This is a genomic window from Lichenifustis flavocetrariae, from assembly GCF_026130545.1.
GTDB classification, from domain to species: Bacteria; Pseudomonadota; Alphaproteobacteria; order Rhizobiales; family Beijerinckiaceae; genus Lichenihabitans; species Lichenihabitans flavocetrariae.
Map to the genome: position 1 here is coordinate 54289 of NZ_JAMOIM010000009.1, position 19857 is coordinate 74145.

Genomic DNA, 19857 nt, shown 5'->3' on the forward strand with positions numbered 1-19857 from the left:
AACGGCCTCCTAGACCTGGATCCGGGGATCGGCGAGCTCGTAGAGGATATCGGCCACCGAATAGACGACCAGCACGAAAGCCGAAGCCACCAGCACGAAACCCTGAATCGCCGCATAGTCGCTGTTGACGACCGCCTGCACCGCATATTGGCCAAGGCCGCCCCAGGCGAAGATGGTCTCGACCAGCACCGCCGCGCCAAGCAGAAATCCCGTGATGAAGCTTGTCTGGCTGATGATGGGCGGCAGGGCGTTGCGGAGCGCACTGCGGATGATCCGCCGCTCCGGCACACCACAAAGACGCATGTGGTTGACGAACTCGGATTGGTAGGCGCCACGGAAGGATGTTTGCGCCATCTTCATCAGCGCGCCGGTGTTGACGATGGCAATGGTGAGCACAGGCAGAACAAGACGCGAGGCCGCCGACCAGAAGGCGGTTCGGTCGCCTGCGATCACGCTGTCGATGGTCAAAAATCCGGTGATGGTCGGGGGCGCGTTGATCATGGCATCGATGCGCCCGAAGGGTGCCGGCGCCCAGCCGAGAATGTGAAACAGGAAGAAGACCAGCAGCAAGGCGACCCAGAAATCCGGAATAGCGCCCGCGACCAGCCCATAGATCCGCGCGACCACGTCGACGATTCCGCCCGGCCGCACCACCGAGATCACCGCCAGCGAAACCGCCGCTATGACGGTCAGGATCATGGCGTAGCCGATGAGTTCCAGTGTCGCCGGCGCCCGCTGGGCAAGGTCCGTCAGGACCGGGTTGGACGTGAAGGGAGACATTCCGAGATCGCCGTGAAGAACGGCGATCAGGTAGCGCTCCATCTGCACAGGCAAGCTCTGGTCGAGCCCGAGATGCTGCTTGAGGGCCTTGATCGAATCGTCCGTGGCAAAGTTTCCAAGGATCAGCCGCGCGGGGTCGCCCGGGAGCAATCGCACGAGCAGAAAGGTCACCAGGGTCACCCCGAGCATCTGCGGCACGATCATGCCAAGGCGCGTCAGGATGATCCGCACGAACCGGGGGAGACGATGCCAGGTCGCCGCAAGTGGCATGGGATCAGGTTCCTAGACCGAGACCAAAAGGGATTTGCAAGAGCCGCGCCAGGTCTCTGTCGCGTGTCGACCCACGAAATCGGCAGGCTAAACCGGCGACCGCGGAAACGGACGAAGATGCTGATCGGACTGGAAGGTAAGGCCTGCCTGGACGGTGTGGGATCAGGAGGGACAATGGGCTTGTCCCTCGAAGATTTTCGACGCCGGCCCCGCGAGCCTTACCCGTCAGTCTCCAAACCCTGCTGAGGTCTGGAGAATGTGAAGTCAGTTGAAACTACGTCAGTTCTTTGAGAAGTCGTACCAGGCATTGCCGTTCGGCGTGTACCAGGAGACGCCGGTGACATTGCTTCGCGTCGCCAATTGATAACCAGGGTTAAAAAGGAAAACCCAAGGCGCCTGATCGACGATGAGCTTCTGCGCCTGCTTCATATCGGCAATCCGCGAGGGGTCGTCGGTCGAGACAAGATTCTTGTCGATGAGAGCATCGACAGCGCCGTCTTTGAACCGCGAGTAATCCACCATGGAGTGGCTGTTCAACCAAAGGTTGGTGACATAGGCGGCGTCCGGCACGATCGCCATATCGCGCAGGAAATACATCGGGATCTTGCCCTTGGTGTAATCATCCACCAATGTCGAACTCGGGATCTTCTGCAGCTGCACGTCGATGCCGGCTTTGGCAAAGTTGGTCTTCAGGATGACGGCGATCTGTTCTTCGATTTCGTCCCCGGTCCGATAGCCAAGTTCGGTCTTGAAGCCGTCGCCAACGCCCGCTTCCTTCAGCAACGCCTTGGCCTTGGCAAGGTCATAGGTGTAATGGAAGAATTCGTCGGTATAGGCGGGGTAGATTTCCGAGATCGGGCTCTTGGTTTCGCGGGCCGTATCAAAATAGACGCTTTTTGAGATCTGGTCGCGCGGTACGAGATAGTTCAATGCCTGTCGAACACGTGGATCATTGAAGGGCGGCGTCTGGTTGTTCATCTCCACGCGGTGGATATAATTGCCGTAGACGGTCCAGACTTTCACGCCGGATGCGCTTCTCAGCAGGTTCAGCTCGCGTGGCAACAGCCACTCGGCGACATCGATGGATCCAGCCTGGAGTGCCGCGACCCGGTTAGCCGACGACGGCATCTCGCGGAAAATGATCTTCTTCAGCGGGGGAGCACCGCGGAAGTAGTTCGGATTGGCCTCATAGATGACTTCGCGCCCGGGCGAGTAGCTGGTCACCTGATAGGGCGAGAACGATGCCGTATGGGTCGAAAGCCAGGTCTGGGCGTTCGAATCGGCGTCGGTGACGTGCTTCTTCGCCTCGGTCGCATCGATGATGCCGAGATCGTTGTTGACCCATAGCCGCTCGATCAACGGCGAGGTTCCCGGCAATGTCACCTTCACGGTATGGTCATCGATCTTGGAAAAAGCCTTGTCGTAATCCTCGATCTTCAGCATCTGGTGCATGTACCAGTAGAACGTGCCCTTGATGGCCCAGCCGCGCTTGAAGGTCCACATCACGTCGTCGGCCGTCAGCATGTCGCCATTCGCGGCCTTGGCATCTGCAAGGTGGAAGGTGATCGAGGTGCGATCGGGCGACACCTCCCAGCTCTTGGCAAGCGAACCGACGATATGGTCGAAATCCTCAACCATGATCCCGTCCGGGTTCTTCTTCATCGCGTAGGCGAGAAGCCGGTCATAGATGTTCTTGCGTGCCTCATGCACCGCTTCCGTCGCCGGATATTCGAGCTCGAGGGATTCGGGAGTGCGTGGCCCCGCTACGATCAAGGTTGCCTTCGCGTCCTGAGCGTAAACCGGCAGAACCATCGCGACTGCCATCGTCGTCCCAAGTAACCATGCTTTGATGCGCGTCATGAACGGATCCCCTGATGAATGGTGGTTGAAGCTCTCGAGCGCGTTCCCCTTGGTGTCGGTCAGGCGGAGCGGCCGTAGCCGCCGCCGCCGCCCGTTTCGATGATCAGCACGTCACCTTTGAGAAGCGGGATGTTGTAGAATTTCGACGGGCTCTTGAGGCCGAAGACGTCACCGAGTTCGCGAGTTTCGCCATTGCGGCGCAGGCTCCAGCGGTTTGGCGCGCCATCCTCTCCGCCCGCGAGGCCCCAAGGGGCGATGCGGTGCCGGTCGCCGAGACCGGAGAGATGGTGGTCTTCGAGAAGCCGATATTCGTGCACGGTGCCCATGCCGCCGCGATGTCGGCCCGCGCCGCCCGAACCATCGCGCAGGCCATAGCGCTCGACGAGTACCTGGTATTTGTGCTCCCACACCTCGATGGGCTGGTTGTGGGAGGTCTCGCCCCAGAAATAGACGGCGTCGTTGCCGGGGGCATGCGCGGTGGCGCCCTGACCCCCCTCGTAATAATTGTACCAGACGACATCCTCGCCGGTCTTCGGGTTCTTCGAGCGTCCGGCGAGGTTGTTGCCGGATGCGTGGCTGCCGGCCGCCACCTGCGCGGGCAGCGTCTTGCCAAAGGCTTTCAGGATGGTTTCGGGCACCCGCTTCGCCATTTCAAAGGTGCAGCCGTAGACGGGACGCGGCCAGAGCGCATTGACGATGCTGCCCTCGGGCGCATCCAGTTCGATCAGGTCGAAAATGCCGGCGTTGACAGGCGTCAGAGGGTCCACCAACGCGATGATGGCGGTATAGACGGCGGCGCGTGCTGAACTCAGGGCGGCATTGATCGGCGTCGGAGCCGCCGCCGCCGTGCCGGCGAAGTCGACCCGGAAATGCGAGGCGTTCTTGGTGACTTTCACGCGGATGGGATAGCGCGCGTCGGTCAGGCCATCGTCCTCGATGAAGTCCTCCGCCTCATAGACCCCGTCGGGCACATCCCTCATGCGGGCAAGGAAACGGTCGCGCGAATAGTCGATCGCTGCCGCCATCCCGGCCAGAACGTCGTCGATGCCGTAGCGGCCGACAAGCTCGCGAAGGCGGTTCTCGGCGACGGCGGTCGCGGAGATCTGGCTCATCAGGTCGCCCCAGTCGTCCTCGGGCAACCGCACATTGGCCAGGATAAAATCGCGCGTTTCCTCGACGAGTTCACCACCGCGATAAAGTCGGGAGAGCGGGATGATGAGTCCGTCCTGCACGACGTGAGTCGAGGTTCCGGCGCACCCGCCGGGGCTCATGCCGCCGATGTCGGTCCAGTGCCCGATATTGACCGCGAAGCCGAGGTGGGCGCCGTCGAGGAACATCGGACGGCAGACCATCACGTCTGACTGATGGGTCGCGAGATAGGGATTGTTGGTAATGAAGACATCCCCAGGCTCGGGTGTGGGGAACTTCGCCACGACGGCCCGCATGGCTTGCACGAGCGAGCCGAGATGCACGCCGATGCCGCGCGATTGGATCACCATGCGTCCATCACGGTCGAACAGCGCGCAGGAGAAGTCGAAGCCTTCCGAGAAGGTCGGCGAATAAGCGGTCAGCACCGTCGTCTGGATCATCTCTTCCGTCGTGCTGAACAGGAAGTTTCGGATGATCTGCGTGGTGAACGGATCAAGCGCCATGAGGGGCTCCTTGCGATCCATCGATGCGGACGATCAGGTTGCGGTAGGGGTCGACACGGCCCGTCGCCCCGCTCGGAACGAAGAACGAGGTGTCGTATTCCTCGACCAGGCACGGGCCATCCACATGCATGCCGGGCCAGAGCTCCGTGCGGTCGAACACCGCGACCGATGAGCCGACGCCCGGCATGTCCGTCGTGCGAACCGGCTTCGGCTTTCGGTCGGGACGGGCGTGGCCCGATTGCGGCTCAAGCGGCGGCAGAGCTGCGACCGCCGTCAATCGCGCCGTGACCACAGCGGTCTTGTGGCCCAAACGGGTGCCATAAAGTGCAAAGTGGCGGGCTTCGAAGGCGTCGACGACCTGGCTCGGCGACCAGTCCGGTTCGATCAACACGTTGATCTCGTGCGCCTGCTTCGCGTATTTCATGTCGAGGCTATATTCGAAGCGGCGCGTCTCGGCGCTTCGTCCGCTCTCGACCGACGCGATATCCGAAGCGAGATCGGCGAAGATGTCGTTAAGGTCCGTCCATCGCAGATCGTCGAGCGCCGCCATCACGGTGCGCGAGCGGGAGATCTTGATCGGGGCGCTGACCATGCCATAGGCGGAGAAGACACTGGCCATGGTGGGGACGAGGATTTCCGAAATCCCGACATCGGCCGCGAGAACGGCGGCATGCTGACCGCCCGCGCCCCCGAACGGAACCAGGGCAAACTCGCGCGGATCGATACCCTTCTCGACCGTCATCTGCCGGATCGCCGAGGCCATGCTGGCATTCACCACCCGATAGATGCCGGCGGCCGCATCCTGGACGCTCAATCCGAACCGATCGGCGATGCTCCTGAGCGCTGCCTCCGCCCGATCGCGATGAAGCGGCATCAGACCGTCTTCCTTGATCAGGCCCAGCACCAGATTGGCATCGGTGACGGTGCAGGCCGTGCCGCCGCGTCCATAACAGGCGGGACCCGGTTCGGCACCCGCGCTTTGTGGGCCCACCTGCAGGGCGCCACCCTCATCGACCCAGACAATGCTGCCCCCGCCCGCACCGATCGTCTTGATGTCGATGGTCGGCGTCTTGACCGGCAGGCCCCACTCGATCTCGAAGGTGTTCTTCAGTTCGAAGCGGCCGTCCCGGATGACGGCGACGTCGAAGCTCGTGCCCCCCATATCGACCGTGATGAGGTTCTTGCGGCCGGTCAGTTGTCCAACGAACGCACCGCCCAGCACGCCGCCAGCCGGCCCCGAAACGCAGAGCGAGACGGGGCGGTCCGAGGCTTCCTGGCCGGGCTGCAAGCCGCCTTCCGAGCTCAGATAATTCACGAGGCCGGCGCTGCCGACACGATCGCGCAGCGCCGCCACATAGCGGCGGACGCGAGGCATGGCGTAGACGTTTGCGACGGTCGTGTTGGTGCGCTCGTACTCGCGAATCTCCCGGCACACGACCGACGAGACCGACAGCGGCATGTCGGGCGCAAGCGACCGGATGACGTCGGCCACGAGGCGCTCATGACTGTCGTTGCGATAGGAATGCAGCAAGCTGACCGCGATGCCCTCGACTCCCTCCGCGAGAACCTTGCGAACCACATCCTCGACCGCCGCCCGATCGATCGGGGTCGCAACCTCGCCCGAGGCCATCAACCGTTCGTCCACCTCGAAACAAAGGGAGCGCGGGATGAGCGGTTGCGGTTTGCGCCACGCAAGATCGTATGGCAACGGACGCGTGGCGCGCATGATTTCGAGAATATCGCGGAACCCCTTGGTGGTGATCAGAGCCACCTTGGCGCCCTTGCGCTCCAAGATCAGATTGGTGACGATCGTGGTGCCGTGCACCAAGGTCCGCACCTGATCGAGCGCGACCTCGGCGAGGCTGAGAGCCGTCATAAACCCCTGTTCCGGCGCGCTCGGAACCGAGGGCGTCTTGGAACGGGTCACGGCGCCCGTCTCTTCGTCGAAGACGACGATGTCCGTGAACGTCCCGCCGATATCGATGCCGACGCGCTTCATGCCGCGGCCCTCCCGACATAGAAGCGATCGAAGACATCGAGCGTCCGGTCGATGTCGGCAGCCGTGTGGGCACCGGACACCAGAAGGCGCTGCGTCTTGCGCGGCTTGGCGTAGAGACCGTTGTCGAACATGAACGTCGCAAGCTCAGACGCGAACGACATGTCGTGATGCCGCCAGACATCACCGAAGGAATGCAAGGTCCGGTTCGAATGATGCAGGGCGACGACGGACCCGAATACCCGGGCATTCGCCTCGATCCCGTAGCGATCGAAGATTGCGTTGAGGCCGTCGCCGAGCTTGGCCCCCATGGCGGCGATATGCGCGAAAACGCTTCCGTCAGACAGACGCTCGATCGTCGCGAGAGCGGCCGCGACCGAGGCGACGTTGCCGTTGTAGGTGCCTGAAAAGAAGGCTCGGCCGACCGGGGCCAATTGCTCCATCACGGCGCGGGGCCCGCACAAAGCCGCGATGGGATGACCGTTGGAGATCGCCTTGCCGAATGCCGCAAGGTCTGGCGTCACGCCGAGCAGGGCCTGGGCGCCGCCGATGTGATGCCGAAAGCCGGTGAGGATTTCGTCGAAGATCAGCAGGCTCCCGTGGGCCGTGCAAAGCTCGCGAAGGCGTTCGAGAAAACCTGGAAGCGGTGTGATGCAGCCCGTCAACGGCCCGTGCATGACAGGTTCGACCACGAGACCCGCGATATTGTCGCCCTCGGTTTCGAAGAGTTGCTCGACCGCGGCCATGTCGTTGAAATCGAGCACTCTGATGCAAGCGGCAGACGTGTTCGTCCCAATCGATTCCGACAAAGGTGCGTAGAGGCCGCGATTGTCCGCGGGCTTCTCGTAAGACGAGACATTGAACAGCAGGTCCTCGAACCAGCCATGGTAGGATCCAGCGAACTTGACCAGGATGGTGCGGCCTGTGACGGCGCGGGCAAGCCGGGCGGCCATGTACAGCACGTCGGAGCCCGCGTTCAGGAAGGCCGACATCTCCGCACAGGGAATGATGCGAGAGAGAGTTTCCCCGAGTTCGACTTCCAGCGCGTTTGGAGCGCAGAAGACCACCCCTTGTGTCTCAATGGTCTCCGCAACACGCCGCTCGACGACGGGGTCGGCATGACCAAGCACGCCAGGACCTGCGCCGTTCCAATAGTCGACGTAGGTATTGCCGTCGGCGTCCCACACATAAGCGCCGCGACCACGTTCAATGAAGTGGGGATAGGGCGCGTAATACTTTCCCTCGCCTTGCGCCCCCATGGGCGCAACCTTGCGGGCCCGCTCCCATAGCGCCTGCGATCTTGCGGTGTTGCTGGAAGGCGTGAAGTGCGGTGTCATCCGTTCGTCTGCTCAAGATAGGCTCGCCAACAGGAACACTCGGCTTGAACCTCTATCTGATTTCATATCAGATCCTATGAAGTCAGTATGTTCAACTGTAAAAAATAGGCAGATGACATCGTCTCAAAGACTATCCGATGTGCAGATGCTCGCTTTTATTTGCAGCGGAACGCGCGGTCGAGAGGCTTGCGGCTGTGCGCAAACTCTGTCTCATGTGGTCACAGCCGATCGCGCGGACCTCGATTCATGTTTTCCAAGACCGACCACGCCTACGAAAGCCTGCGCCGGAACATCCTCGACGGGCACTTGCAGCCGGGGCAGCGGCTGCGGCTTTCGCATCTCGCCAAGGAACTCGACCTGAGCGAAATGCCCATTCGGGAGGCGTTACGACTGCTCCAGCGCGATGGACTCGTGGTCATGCATCTGCATCGCGGCGCAGAGGTCGCGCAACTCTCCTTTCAGCATTCCTGGAATATCGAAGAGGTGCGTCTTCATCTCGAAGCGCGCGCCTGTCTCAGCGCCGCCCCTTTTCACGATGACGCGTCCTGCGGTCGCATGGAACACTTCCTGTCCGAGATGAAGAAGGAGATCGAGCGTCCGGTCGTACTCGCCCGCATCAACCGCAATTTTCACACCGAGCTCATGTCGCTCGCCCCTAATGCGTTTCTTCGCGAGCATGTTCAGGAGCTCTGGGACCGGGCCTGGCAATTGTCGTCCGCATCCTTCTTCGAATTCATGCCGCATCGAATGAGCCGCCTGCCGATCGAAGGCAGCGAGATCCTGGCTTGTGTCCGCTCCCGCAATCTTGCGCGCCTCGACATGGTTCTCCAGGCCCGCATCGCCGATTTGACGGAGGCGTGGCCGGCGGCGGCCGCGGCCTACGAGCGTCGCGCGCTTGCGCTTTCAGTTCCAGCCTGATCTCATGCTGCAGGGTGATGGGTGATCCAGTGCTGCGCGATCTCCTCGCGACGGCAGATCCAAACGCCCTGTTGGGCCGCCACATGATCAAGAAAGCGCTCGAGACCTGCCGCGCGGGCAGGGTGGCCGATGATGCGCGAGTGGAGCCCGATGGACATCATCTTCGGGGCTTCCGCGCCTTCGCGATATAGGAGATCGAAGGCGTCTCGCAAGAAAACGAAGAAGTCCTCGCCCTTGGCGACTCCGCCGCGCACGAATTTCACATCGTTGTTGGCGAGGCTATAGGGCACGACGAGATGTGGACGTTTGTCGACATTCGTCCAATAAGGCAGTTCGTCATTGTAGGCGTCCGAATCGTAGACGAAACCGCCTTCCTCGACGAGCAGACGGCGCGTGTTGACGCTTGGTCCATAGCGGCAGTACCAGCCGCTCGGTCGTCGTCCGATGGTTTTGGTGAGGCTCGCGACCGCCGCGTCGATCCGCGCACGTTCCTGCTCGGCGTTCATCGGCTGATGCCGTTCCCAGCGATAGCCGTGGCAGCAGACATCGTAACCGCCGTCACGGATCGCTGCGGCTCCCTCGGGATTGCGCTCAAGCGCCAGCGCGCAGGCAAACATGGTCGCGGTCATGCCGCGCTCTTCGAGAATCCGCAGAATGCGCCAGAAGCCGACACGGCTCCCGTATTCGAACATGGATTCCGCGGCGAGATCACGACCTTCGAAGCCTCCGCCCCCGCCTTCCGTCAAACCGGTTTCGCTCGCGTCGTCCCCATCCGGAACGGAAGGCTCCGAGCCTTCTTCCACGTTGAGAACGATATTCAGCGCGAGCCGTGCGTCGCCCGGCCAGCGCGGATGCGGAGGTCGGCGGCCATAGCCAATAAAGTCGCGCACCGGCCCTCCGGGCGGGGCTTTCATGGCGCTTCGCTCCCAATCTGGCCGCGGTACCAATCGAGAATTTCGGACCCGGTCCACATCACGACGCCCTCATGTCCGAGGATATGGTCGTAGAGCTTTTCAAGATATTTGATCCGGTGTGGCGCACCTGTCAGGTAGGGATGGATCGAGATCGCCATGACGCGCGGCTGATCGATTCCCTCCTTGTAGAGCTGATCGAACTGATCGACACCGCGCAGGAAAATCTCGTCCGACCGGTGTCCCTGTACGGCCGTGATGACCACATCGTTGATCTCGACCGAATAAGGCACGGAGACCACGGGGCGGGGTGACGCCCGCAGCATCACCGGCTGATCGTCGAGGCACCAGTCGCAGACATACTCGATTCCGGCTTCCGAAAGATGGTCGAGTGTCTCTGCGGTTTCGGTGAGGCCCGGACTTTCCCAACCGCGCGGCGCCTTGCCGGTCAAAGCCCGGATCGCATCGATCGTGTCCCGGATCGCAGCCCGTTGGTCATCCACCTTGTGCATCGGCCGCTGCACATAACCATGGCCAATGAAATCCCATCCGGCATCGAATGCCGCCCGGCACGCCTCCTCATACAAGGTGCAAGCCGTACCGTTGACAGCGAAACTGGCCTTCAGATTGCGGGCGCCCAGCACCTCGAGAAAGCGCCAGAAGCCGACCCGCATCCCGTATTCGTGCCACGCCCAGTTTGGAACGTCGGGAAGCAGCGGCTGCCCCATCGGGGGCGGCAGCACGGCCCGGGGCATCGGATCGGTCGGGCTCCAATTCTCCACGTTGACGATGGTCCAGACGGCGACCCTGGCCCCGCCGGGCAGGCGCAATCTCGGTCGGGTCGCGATGGGTTGGTAGGAGAGGCGGTCACGAATGGCTTGTGCCGGAGGAAGTGCCATGAGTGCCTCTCAGACCATCACGTCGCCGCCGTTCGGCGACAAGGTCTGGCCGACATAATAGGAGCCGGCCTCCGAGGCCAGCATCAGCACGGTCGGCGCCATTTCGTCGGGCTCGCCGAACCGCTTGATCGGAAGTTCCCCCATTTTCGCCGCTCGCCATTCGTCCGACAGGCCTTTCAGCATGTCGGTTTCGATCGGTCCCGGCGCGATGCCATTGACCAGCACGTTATGCGGCGCGCCTTCATAGGAGAGGGCCCGGGTGAACCCCAGAATGCCCGCCTTGGCGGCGCAATAATGTGCCATGCCGCCGCCCCCCTTGTAGGCGAGCTGCGACGAGAAATTGACGATCCGGCCCCATCTGCGGGCCACCATCTTGTCGAAGAAATGATGGGTGACGAGGAATGTGCCGCGGAGGTGGACGCCGATCATTCGGTCCCAGGCCGCGATCGTGAGTTCGCCAAAGGCACAATGGCCGCCAATGCCGGCGCAATTGACCAGAATGTCGACCTGCCCGAGCGTCGCTTCCGCCCATTGTGCCAGGGCCGCGACCTGATCTTCGTCGGCGACGTCGCAGGCACGGCCATGAACCGAGGCGCCGACGGTCGAGAGCCGTTCGATCAGCGCCATGGCATTTGCCTCGTCATCGACATGGCAGAATGCGACCTGGGCGCCGTGTGCGCACAAGATCTCGACGACGGCGGCCCCGATGCCCCGGCTCCCGCCGGTGACAAGGGCCTTTCGGCCGGTGAGGTCGAAGGTTTTTGGCATGGGTCAGATTCCCGTATCACTCCGCGAGATCTTTGCAGCAGCAAAAGCGACGCCAAGTCGTAAGCTTCGACATCTTCGTAGAAAGCAGCGTGACGATGCGTACGAGACCGGCATACATTGCTTTCAAACTCGGCAATGTGATCAGATATCAACTTTCGTGCACCTCGGCGGCTTGTCGGAGGCGATGAGCGTGGAGCTTCATGCCCTGACAGGCAATGCGATGCGGTGGCGGTGCTAGCCCTGAAGCTGGGCCAAATGCGATGCGGGTTACCACCTTCGTGCTTCTCTCACTTCGATTGGCGTAGCGGTTGCTTGGACTCGGTGAGATCGGACCGTCGTGAGCGATCATGTCGGCCGCCAAACGACGGCCGCCGAGACGCAGAGGTCTTCAGGGCAGGGATCACCGGACATGCAACTCGCGGGACGAAAAGCGTTAGTCACCGGCGCTCAGCAAGGTATCGGTCGCGCGATCGCCATCGAATTCGCCCGCCAGGGTGCTGATGTGGCCATCAACTATCTCGACGGACAAGAGGCCGCCGCTGACGTGGCGCGGACCTGCGAGACGTTCGGGGTCAAGGTCGTCATCCTGCAAGGCGATGTCGCCGACATCCCAGCACTGGATGGCCTCGCGAGCCGCGCCGAAGCGGCCATTGGCACAATCGATCTTCTCGTCAACAACGCCGGCATTTTCCCGCGCGCCCATTTCCTCGAGCTCACGGAAGACACCTGGGACGCCGTTCACACCATCAACCTGAAAGCCAGCTGCTTTCTGGCTCAGGCCGTGGCCCGGCGCCTCGTCGCCGCAAAACAGACGGGAGCGATCATCAACATGGCGTCAGCCTCCGTTCAAGGCGGCGCCAATTCGGCCCATTACAGCGCCTCGAAAGGCGGTGTGGTCTCGTTAACGCGCGGCATGGCCACGGATCTCGTCGATTTCGGCATCCGCGTGAATGCCATCGCGCCTGGCTGGACGGACACGGCACAGCCACGCTTCGGTCATTCCGAGGAGGAGTTGATTGAGATCGGCGCGCAGCTTCCCATGAAGCGCATAGCTCGACCCGAGGAAATCGCAACCACGGCCACGTTCCTGGCCAGTGATGCTTCGAGTTATATGACGGGGCAGACGATCCACGTGAACGGTGGAAGCTTCATGTCGTAGCCTGACCGTCCCAGGCATCCTTGGCCTTGACCAACGCCTGAGGCAGACTTGATTCTCACGCGGCGCCAAGCAGTGCTCAAACGAATAGAGCCGAGATCGATCTCGCTCTCTGCGGTCGCGACCTCAAACAAGCGTCAGTTTGCTGATGGACGATGGGTCTATCTCCGCGAGATAGAGGCCGCCGTGCGGGTCGGCCGCAATCCCATGGGCGCCGTTGAGGGATGGGCGGGCCCGGCCGAGGCGGACGCCGTCGGGGGAGAATGCGGTGAGACTCGGAACCTGATCAGTGACCAGAATCGTGCCGTCGGGTAGGGCACAGAGGTCCATCGGGCGGCAAAGGCCATCCAAGTTGGCCAGCCATCCCCCTTGCCGGTCGAACACCTGCACGCGATCGTTCTCGCGGTCGCAGACGAGAACATGGTCATGGCTGTCGATGAGGATCGAATGCGGAGTCATGAAGGCGCCCGGACCATGGCCGATGCTGCCGAAGGAGGAGCGCAGGGTGCCGTTGCGGTCGAAGCGATGCACGCGGGCGTTGCCGTAGCCATCCGCGACGTAGATGTCTCCGTCGGACGCCACCGCGACTTTGGTCGGATGGTTGAACGGATCTTCCCACGACGGCCGATGGCGCTCGCCGAGGGCGAAGAGGAGGGCGCCCTGAAGGTTGAAACACAGGACCTGATGGGCGTCGCGATCGACGATGAAGACGCGGTCTTGGTGATCGATCGTAATCCCGTGCGAATCGAAAACATGACCTTCGCCGTAGGAATACAGGAACCGGCCGTCCGCATCGAAGACGACGGCCGGCGCGGGGCCCCGGCGCAGCACGTGAACGCGCCTATGACTGTCGACCGCGACCATGCTGACCCGCGCCGGCGCGATCGTCGCTGGCAGATCCCCGAAATTGCGCAGAACCGTGTAGCGACGTCCCGCGAGGACGATCATGCCGGTTTCCGGTACGGTGCGATCAGGATTGGGCATCGGCGTGACTCATGCGGTCGGTGAGCGGGGCAGGGAGCCCGATCGAGGATTTCGGGCCGGGACGAGCGAAGCCTCCTCCGACAGCCTTGCGCGGATTAAGCGCGACCAGCAGTTCGGCCTGCTTGACCGCCGCCGCGACGGGATCGACGATCGGAATCGGCAGCCTGTCGACGACCTTGGCCGCGAGACCCGCGAGCGGCGCGCCGGCGAAGATCAGCACGTCGGCGCCTGACGCGCGCACGGTCTCCTGTGCGAGCGCCACAAGGCGCTGCTCGTTCTGGTCTTGAACGGCATCGATCGACGGTACCGGCCCTTCGAGCGCGACAATGCCGGCGCAGCGGCCGGCGAGCCCGTGCAGGTCGACGCAATCGCGGAACCAGGGGCATAAGGCGCGTGTGAACGTCACGATGGCAAAGCGCTGGCCGAGCATGCAGGCGGTCAGCATGGCCGCCTCGGACACGCCGACCACTGGGATATCGAAGAGTTCGCGCGCGCCAAGAAGCCCAGGGTCGCCGAAGGCCGCCACGATGGCGGCGTCGACGGTGTGGTGCGCTTCAGCAAGCATTTCCAGCACCACGGCGCCACCGACCTGGGCTTCGGCCCGGGTGGCGATATACGGGAAGCCGCGCGACGCTGTCAGCGGCACGAGTTCGGTTCCAGGGCTCGCGACGGCGCGCCCGGCCGCCATCATCAGCGTCGTGACAGACGATGTGGTGTTGGGATTGAGAAGCAGGATGCGCGGCACGGGCGGAACTTTAGTGGGGAGGGGACAGCAGCAGCTGTGCGGCTGCACGCAGAAGCGTCGCGTCGTTGCGCGAGCGGGAGACAAGTTGCAGGCCGAGCGGCAGCCCGTTCTCCCCCTTCAAGAGGGGCAGGCTGATGGAGGGGACGCCGAGCAGGGTCCACAGCGTGGCGAAGAGGGGATCGCCCGTGCCATCGACGACCAATGGCGCGATGCCGACAGAGGCTGGCGTGATCAGCGCATCGTAGGGCGCGGCAATGGCGTCGAAGCGCAGGCGCAGATCGCTGCGGGTCTGGAGCGCGCGAAGCAGATCGACAGCCGATCGGGATCGTCCCCGGTCGATGGTCTTGAGCACGAGGTCCGGCATCAGGTCGCGATGCGTTTCGGCATCGGCCCGGTAGGCTTCGGCGATGCCGGTTTCCATGATGAGGGTCAGGACCTCGGCCGCCGTCGCAAAGTCCGATGGGAGCTCGACGTCTTCGATCGGAGTGGCGGCGCCGGCCGTGAAGGCTTCGATGGCCTCGCGCGTCGACCGTTCCGCGCGCAACCAGTAGGGGCCTCGGACAAGACCAATGCGGAGCGCCCGGTGGCCGTCGTCAACCACGACCTCAGCGTCAAAGCTCTGCTCGTCTGTCTCGTCGCGACCACCGAGAGCCTGGGCGAGAAGCGCGACGTCGTCGACGCTTCGGGCCATGAGCCCCGGTTGGTCGAGGATCGCGGCTTGGCGGAGGATTCCGGTTCTCGGCAGGAGGCCGAGGCTCGGCTTGTAGCCGACGATGCCGCAAAACGACGCGGGCCGGATGGTCGAACCGTTGGTCTGCGTGGCCAGGGCGGCGGGCACCATGCCGGCCGCCACCGCGGCGGCCGAGCCGCTCGATGAGCCGCCGGGTGTGCGGGCGAGATCATGGGGGTTTCGTGTCGGCCCCGGAACGAAGAGCGCATATTCGCTGGTGACCGTCTTGCCGACCACGATGGCACCCGCCGCGCGCAGGCGCGCCACCAGCGTGGCGTCTTGGGCTGGGCGCCGACTTGCGTGAACGCGGGTGCCGTAAGTGGTGGGCATATCCGCCGTATCGATGATGTCTTTGACACCGACCGGAAGACCATGCAGCGCCGGCAAGGGCATGCCCGCCGAACGCCTTTCGTCCGCCGCTCTCGCTGCCGTCAGGGCGGCCTCGGGAGCGAGAAAGGCCCAAGCGTGCACCGAGGATTCAAGCGCCGCGATGCGATCGAGATGCGCCTCCATCACGTCGACCGCGCTGACCCTGCCATCGGCCATCGCCCGCACGAGCTCTCGCGCAGTCCAGTCGTGTAACGGCACCGTCATTGCCGTTGCGCCGGCGGCGCCCAGGCCAGCATGCGGGCCGAGAGGCGGCTGATGCCCCAGTAGCTCACCGAGGTGTAGAGAATGAACAGCAACGCCACCAGGAACATGCGGTCCAGGAAGGCGAACTGCTGGGCGTAGACGATGATGTAGCCAAGGCCCGATTGCGCCCCGAGATATTCGGCACCCAGCACCGCGCCCCAGCCGGCGCCGAGGCTGAGCAGGATCACCGAACGCATGGCCGGAAAGATCGCGGGCAGGATCACGCTACGGTAGAGCATCGTCTGCGAAGCGCCGAGCGCGCGGGCGTTGTCGAGATAGATGGGAGGAATGTTGCGCACCGCATTGACCGTGCCGGCAAACACGATGACGCCGATGCCGTAGGCCACGAACATCACCTCGCCCATATAGTCGGTGCCGAACCAGAGCTGGAACAGCGGCACCATGGCGAGCAGGGGCAGCGTGCGCAGGAACTGGATCGGCAGATCGACAAGTCGCCGCGTCCAGCGCGACCAGGACATGGCGAGGCCGAGCAGGAGACCGGCGAAGCCGCCGAGCGCCATGCCGGCCGCGAGCCGGCCGATGGTGTCGGCCGAGTGGACCACGATGGACAGAACGGCGGCCAGATAGGATCGCGGCGCGCCCTCCGACACGGCTGGCACGCCCCAGCCGCCCGGCCAGTAATCCGAAAGGCTCAAGAGGGTGTGGGTGAACAGCACCTGCCAGCCGGCCACCATCGGCTCGCCGGGCTGCGCTTCGGCCGTGTAGACAACCGACAAAACCTGCCAGATCAGCGCCAGCACGAGGAAGACGCCGAGCGAGATCCAACGATCGCGATGGCGGGTGAGGGCGGTCATGCCGCCGTTCCCCGTGCGACCGCCCGTCCGGTTGGGCGTTCCAGCCCGAGATGGCCAAGCAGCCGGTGCTTGATGGCGACCATGTCGGGCTGCAGCAGACTGTCGGTGTCGCGCGGCCGGGGCGCGTCGACGCGCAGGTCATCGACGAGGCGACCGGTGCCGAACACCAGGATGCGATCCGCAAGCGACAGGGCCTCGTCCACGTCATGGGTGACGAACAGAATGGTGCGGCGGGCGGCTTTGCCGCCGGTCTCGTCCCAGAGATCGAGCAGCACGTCCTGCAATTGGTGGCGCGTGACATAGTCGAGCGCGCCGAACGGCTCGTCCAGCATCAGAACCTTGCCGCCATTGGCGAAGACCGTCGCGATGGCGACGCGCTTGAGCATGCCGCCCGACAATTCCCGCGGCCAAGCCGTCTCGACATGGGCGAGCCCGACCCGTTGTAGGTAGGTGCGGGCGATGGCGCGCCGCTCGCTGGCTGGGACGCCGCGGCATTTCAGGCCGTATTCGACATTGTCGATCACCCGCATCCACGGGAACACGCTGTCCTTCTGGAACACCATGCCGCGCTCCCGGCCCGGCCCGTCGATCTCGCGGCCGTCGACCACGATGGAGCCGTCGGAGGGTTCGAGCAGCCCGGCGACCATGCTGAGCAGGGTGCTCTTCCCGCAACCCGAGGTGCCGATCATGCAAACGAACTCGCCCTCAGGCACCGTGAGCGACACGTCGGAAATCGCCTGAACGGTGGTGCCATCGCCCCGTTTGAACGTGCGCTGGACGTTGGCCAGTTCGATCATGCGGCGGTCGACGGGGGGACTCATGCGCGGCTCCTCATCGTCCGGGTGCGCTCCATTGAGCGATGCGGGCTACGGCCAGCGCCATCAGGCCGTCGGCCACGATGGCCGTCAGGCCGAGCACCAGCAGCGTCGCCATGATGCCCTGCGGATCGGTGGCCCCGGCCAGCACCTCGAGCACCTTGCCCATACCGGATTGCGCCCCGAGCAACTCGGAGATCGCCTCGAGTCCCCAGGCGCCGGCGAGCGCGATGCGCAAGCCCCCCAGGATTTCCGGCACCGTGGCGGGAATGAGAATATCGCGCACCATGCGGCGTGAGGTGGCGCCGAGCGTGCGGGCCGATTGCTCGTAGATCGGGTCGAGGTTGCGGGCCGCGCGGCCGGCGAAGACGTAGAGGATGACGGCCACGTAGAAGATCACAAGGCAGACGGCACTCGCCCGTCCGACCCCGAACCAGATCAGCAGGAACGGTGCCGCGATCAGGATCGGCACGGTGCCAGCCGTCATCATGACCGGGTCGACCACGGCGCGGAACAGGGCGAAGCGGGCCGAGAGCAATCCGGACAGGATGCCGATCGCGGCGCCGATCGCCACGGCGATGACGACGTTCTCGGCCGTGTAGAGCAGGTTGCCATAGAGATTGGCTTCGCTGACGCCATAGTACGAGAGGGCAGGGGCCGACCAGAAATCGGCCGAGAGCCGGCTGACCACACCCCATGGCGTGGGCAGAATGATCGGCGGCAGCATCAAGGTACAGAGCTGCCAGACCCCGACGAAAAGGACGACCCCGAAGAGCCGCAGCGGATCGAGCGCGATCCAGGCCGAGCGCAACCCCGCGCGGAGGCGATGCGACCTCAAGCGAGGTCGCAGACTGTCCGCGACGGGGGTCATGCTGGGCCGCTCACGCGCTCGCGGCTACATCGAGGCCGCGAGGGCCAGGCGGTAGCTGTCCAGGTAGTCGTAGCCGGCATAGAAGGCCTTGGCCTTATCGGCGAGCGCTTGCTTGTCGGCCGCGAGCGTCTTGCCCTTCATCTTGTCCATCAGGTCGTCGGTCTTGGTCTTGTACTCGACCATCTGATGCCAGATCGGGCCACCCCACACGAAGTCGTCCGGGGTCATCTTGCCTTTCGGGATGACGCCATGCGCCTCGAAGTCCTTGATGATCGCCGAATAGACATTGGCATAGTACGTCGTGCCGGACGCGTCGTCGTAATATTGCTTGTCGTCGGCAAAGCTCGTGAAGGGGTGCAGGATCTTCACGGTCTCCTCGACGCCCTTGCCGTCGAGGCTCGTTCCGGCCATTGAGTTCAGATAGGGCGCCTGCAGGTCATACAGCGACGGGTCCTTCTTGGTCTCGTCGATGATGCGCCAGACCACCGACATGAAGCGCAGCACCGTGTTCTGGTGGGCATTCACGTAGTCGGAATTCGCGCCGATGCCAACGATGCCGATCAGCGGCTCGATCGGCGAGGCGACGCCACCGGGGCCGTGCTTGATGAGGTCGTCGATGTCGACGAGGTCGGTCCAGCCGGCCTGCCGCAGCGTGTAGACGATGGGCGCGCCCTCGGGATTGACGAAGTTCTCGCGGCCCGCCTTGGCGAGAACCAGCGATTTGGCGTCATCGAGCACCTGCAGGGTGAAGCCGGCGCCCGAGACTTTGTTGACATATTCCTCGAAGGCCCGATCGCTGAGCTCCGGCGCGCCGACGAGCTGCTTGCCCTTCATCGGGGCCAGCGCCGCCTTCAGTGCGTCTTCGAAGCTCTTCCCTTCGGCGATATAGTCCTTGAAGCTCTTCAGCTTGAGAGCGGGATTGGCCAGGATCGCGTTGGCAAGAAAATTGTCGGTGAACCCGATGCACTTGAGCTTGGTCGCGTCCTTGTAGGTCGGCAGCATCAGCGGGCAGAATTCCGAGATGATGTCGAGCTGGCCGTTGAGCAGCAGCGTGGTGACATTGGAATCATTGGCTTTGAGGCCGTAAGGCGCCGGATCGAAGCTGATCCCGACATCCTGGAACCAGTTCTTCTTCATGCCGATGATGTAGAAGGTGTTGTCGGCATAGGGCCGCATGCCGAACTTGACGGTGGCGGCCGGAATGTCGGTTCCGGGTTCGGGGGCAGCCGGGACGAAGCGGTCTTCGGCGTGCGACGGCGTCGCGACGAAGGCCATCAGGCTCGCGAGACAAGCCGCGACGGTCGCGGTGAGGCGAGGTCGCCAGGCTGAAAAGGAGGGCTGCATTCGCATGGCGGTCACCTGTTTTGGATGGTCGCCCAGGGAGGGCTCGGCCGGTTGTCTGTCCGGGGTCACGAAAGCTCGCAGCATCGTTCGTGCCATTTGCTTCTCATCGCTGGTTTCAGGCGCATCCGTCCGGCGCGACACTTGCTCGCGTCGAAGCTGAGAGCGAGGTATGGGAGCCGGGAGAACCGCGCATCAGAACATCAATTTTGCATTTTGCATGCAAAACAACCAACGCGGTCAATCCCTGTGCATGCGTTCGGCTTGGTGAGAGAGCAACGGTGATGACCCTGGATGCTGCTGTCTCAGAGGCGGATCCGAAGAGCAAGGAAACAGCGGTCGCCGCGATGGGGTGATCTCGCCGCTGCGTCCCCGC

17 protein-coding genes are annotated in these 19857 nt (G+C 63.5%); 2 read left to right on the top strand and 15 right to left on the bottom strand.

The genetic code is table 11. The features are described 5' to 3' along the window. Positions 1 to 9 precede the first annotated feature (9 nt). The 5 genes from M8523_RS14755 to M8523_RS14775 all read right to left on the bottom strand — a co-directional run bounded on the left by M8523_RS14755 (position 10) and on the right by M8523_RS14775 (position 7895). The gene (locus tag M8523_RS14755; RefSeq protein ID WP_282585647.1) at positions 10 to 1050 is read right to left on the bottom strand and encodes an ABC transporter permease; all 1041 of its coding nucleotides are present in this window, start codon (positions 1048 to 1050) and stop codon (positions 10 to 12) included. A 279-nt stretch (positions 1051 to 1329) separates the two neighbouring features. Continuing rightward, the gene (locus M8523_RS14760) at positions 1330 to 2910 is read right to left on the bottom strand and encodes an ABC transporter substrate-binding protein (RefSeq protein ID WP_282585648.1); all 1581 of its coding nucleotides are present in this window, start codon (positions 2908 to 2910) and stop codon (positions 1330 to 1332) included. Between the two features lie 59 nt (positions 2911 to 2969). Further along, entirely contained in the window at positions 2970 to 4562 is a 1593-nt protein-coding gene (locus tag M8523_RS14765; protein WP_282585649.1) for a hydantoinase B/oxoprolinase family protein, read from the bottom strand. Beyond that, positions 4552 to 6561, bottom strand: coding sequence for a hydantoinase/oxoprolinase family protein (locus M8523_RS14770; protein WP_282585650.1), 2010 nt, complete (start codon positions 6559 to 6561; stop codon positions 4552 to 4554). The genes M8523_RS14765 and M8523_RS14770 overlap by 11 nt, the downstream gene beginning before the upstream one ends. Then, positions 6558 to 7895 (bottom strand): aspartate aminotransferase family protein, encoded by a 1338-nt coding sequence (locus M8523_RS14775; protein ID WP_282585651.1) that lies wholly within the window; start codon positions 7893 to 7895, stop codon positions 6558 to 6560. The genes M8523_RS14770 and M8523_RS14775 overlap by 4 nt, the downstream gene beginning before the upstream one ends. Before the next feature lie 246 nt (positions 7896 to 8141). Here M8523_RS14775 and M8523_RS14780 point away from each other — a divergent pair, with 246 nt between their 5' ends. After that, positions 8142 to 8813 carry a GntR family transcriptional regulator gene (locus tag M8523_RS14780; protein ID WP_282585652.1) on the top strand — a complete coding sequence of 224 codons (672 nt, stop codon included), beginning with the start codon at positions 8142 to 8144 and terminating at the stop codon, positions 8811 to 8813. Positions 8814 to 8815: 2 nt separating this feature from the next. On the opposite strand, the gene M8523_RS14785 is transcribed toward M8523_RS14780, so the two are convergent. From M8523_RS14785 to M8523_RS14795, 3 genes are read right to left on the bottom strand one after another with little or no spacing between them, the layout of a single operon-like run. Next, positions 8816 to 9727 carry an allantoinase PuuE gene (locus M8523_RS14785; protein ID WP_282585653.1) on the bottom strand — a complete coding sequence of 304 codons (912 nt, stop codon included), beginning with the start codon at positions 9725 to 9727 and terminating at the stop codon, positions 8816 to 8818. Then, positions 9724 to 10623: a polysaccharide deacetylase family protein gene (locus tag M8523_RS14790; protein WP_282585654.1), complete on the bottom strand. Its 900-nt coding sequence runs from the start codon at positions 10621 to 10623 to the stop codon at positions 9724 to 9726. The genes M8523_RS14785 and M8523_RS14790 overlap by 4 nt, the downstream gene beginning before the upstream one ends. A gap of 9 nt (positions 10624 to 10632) precedes the next feature. After that, the gene (locus M8523_RS14795) at positions 10633 to 11391 is read right to left on the bottom strand and encodes an SDR family NAD(P)-dependent oxidoreductase (RefSeq protein WP_282585655.1); all 759 of its coding nucleotides are present in this window, start codon (positions 11389 to 11391) and stop codon (positions 10633 to 10635) included. Positions 11392 to 11800: 409 nt separating this feature from the next. On the opposite strand from M8523_RS14795, the gene M8523_RS14800 reads away from it, so the two are divergent. After that, entirely contained in the window at positions 11801 to 12550 is a 750-nt protein-coding gene (locus tag M8523_RS14800; protein WP_282585656.1) for an SDR family NAD(P)-dependent oxidoreductase, read from the top strand. 123 nt (positions 12551 to 12673) lie between these two features. Here the strand turns inward: M8523_RS14800 and M8523_RS14805 are convergent, their stop codons facing one another. From M8523_RS14805 to M8523_RS14835, 7 genes are read right to left on the bottom strand one after another with little or no spacing between them, the layout of a single operon-like run. Beyond that, positions 12674 to 13531, bottom strand: coding sequence for a 6-bladed beta-propeller (locus tag M8523_RS14805; protein ID WP_282585657.1), 858 nt, complete (start codon positions 13529 to 13531; stop codon positions 12674 to 12676). Then, positions 13518 to 14276 carry an aspartate/glutamate racemase family protein gene (locus tag M8523_RS14810; RefSeq protein WP_282585658.1) on the bottom strand — a complete coding sequence of 253 codons (759 nt, stop codon included), beginning with the start codon at positions 14274 to 14276 and terminating at the stop codon, positions 13518 to 13520. Before M8523_RS14810 ends, M8523_RS14805 begins: the two co-directional genes overlap by 14 nt. 10 nt (positions 14277 to 14286) lie before the next feature. Beyond that, the gene (locus M8523_RS14815; protein ID WP_282585659.1) at positions 14287 to 15600 is read right to left on the bottom strand and encodes an amidase; all 1314 of its coding nucleotides are present in this window, start codon (positions 15598 to 15600) and stop codon (positions 14287 to 14289) included. Continuing rightward, positions 15597 to 16454, bottom strand: a complete 858-nt coding sequence (locus tag M8523_RS14820) for an ABC transporter permease (RefSeq protein WP_282585660.1) — start codon at positions 16452 to 16454, stop codon at positions 15597 to 15599. The genes M8523_RS14815 and M8523_RS14820 overlap by 4 nt, the downstream gene beginning before the upstream one ends. Then, positions 16451 to 17275, bottom strand: a complete 825-nt coding sequence (locus tag M8523_RS14825) for an ABC transporter ATP-binding protein (protein WP_282585661.1) — start codon at positions 17273 to 17275, stop codon at positions 16451 to 16453. The genes M8523_RS14820 and M8523_RS14825 overlap by 4 nt, the downstream gene beginning before the upstream one ends. A gap of 10 nt (positions 17276 to 17285) precedes the next feature. Beyond that, positions 17286 to 18140, bottom strand: a complete 855-nt coding sequence (locus M8523_RS14830; protein ID WP_282585662.1) for an ABC transporter permease — start codon at positions 18138 to 18140, stop codon at positions 17286 to 17288. A gap of 24 nt (positions 18141 to 18164) precedes the next feature. Beyond that, positions 18165 to 19580, bottom strand: coding sequence for a substrate-binding domain-containing protein (locus M8523_RS14835; protein ID WP_282585663.1), 1416 nt, complete (start codon positions 19578 to 19580; stop codon positions 18165 to 18167). Positions 19581 to 19857: the final 277 nt, after the last annotated feature.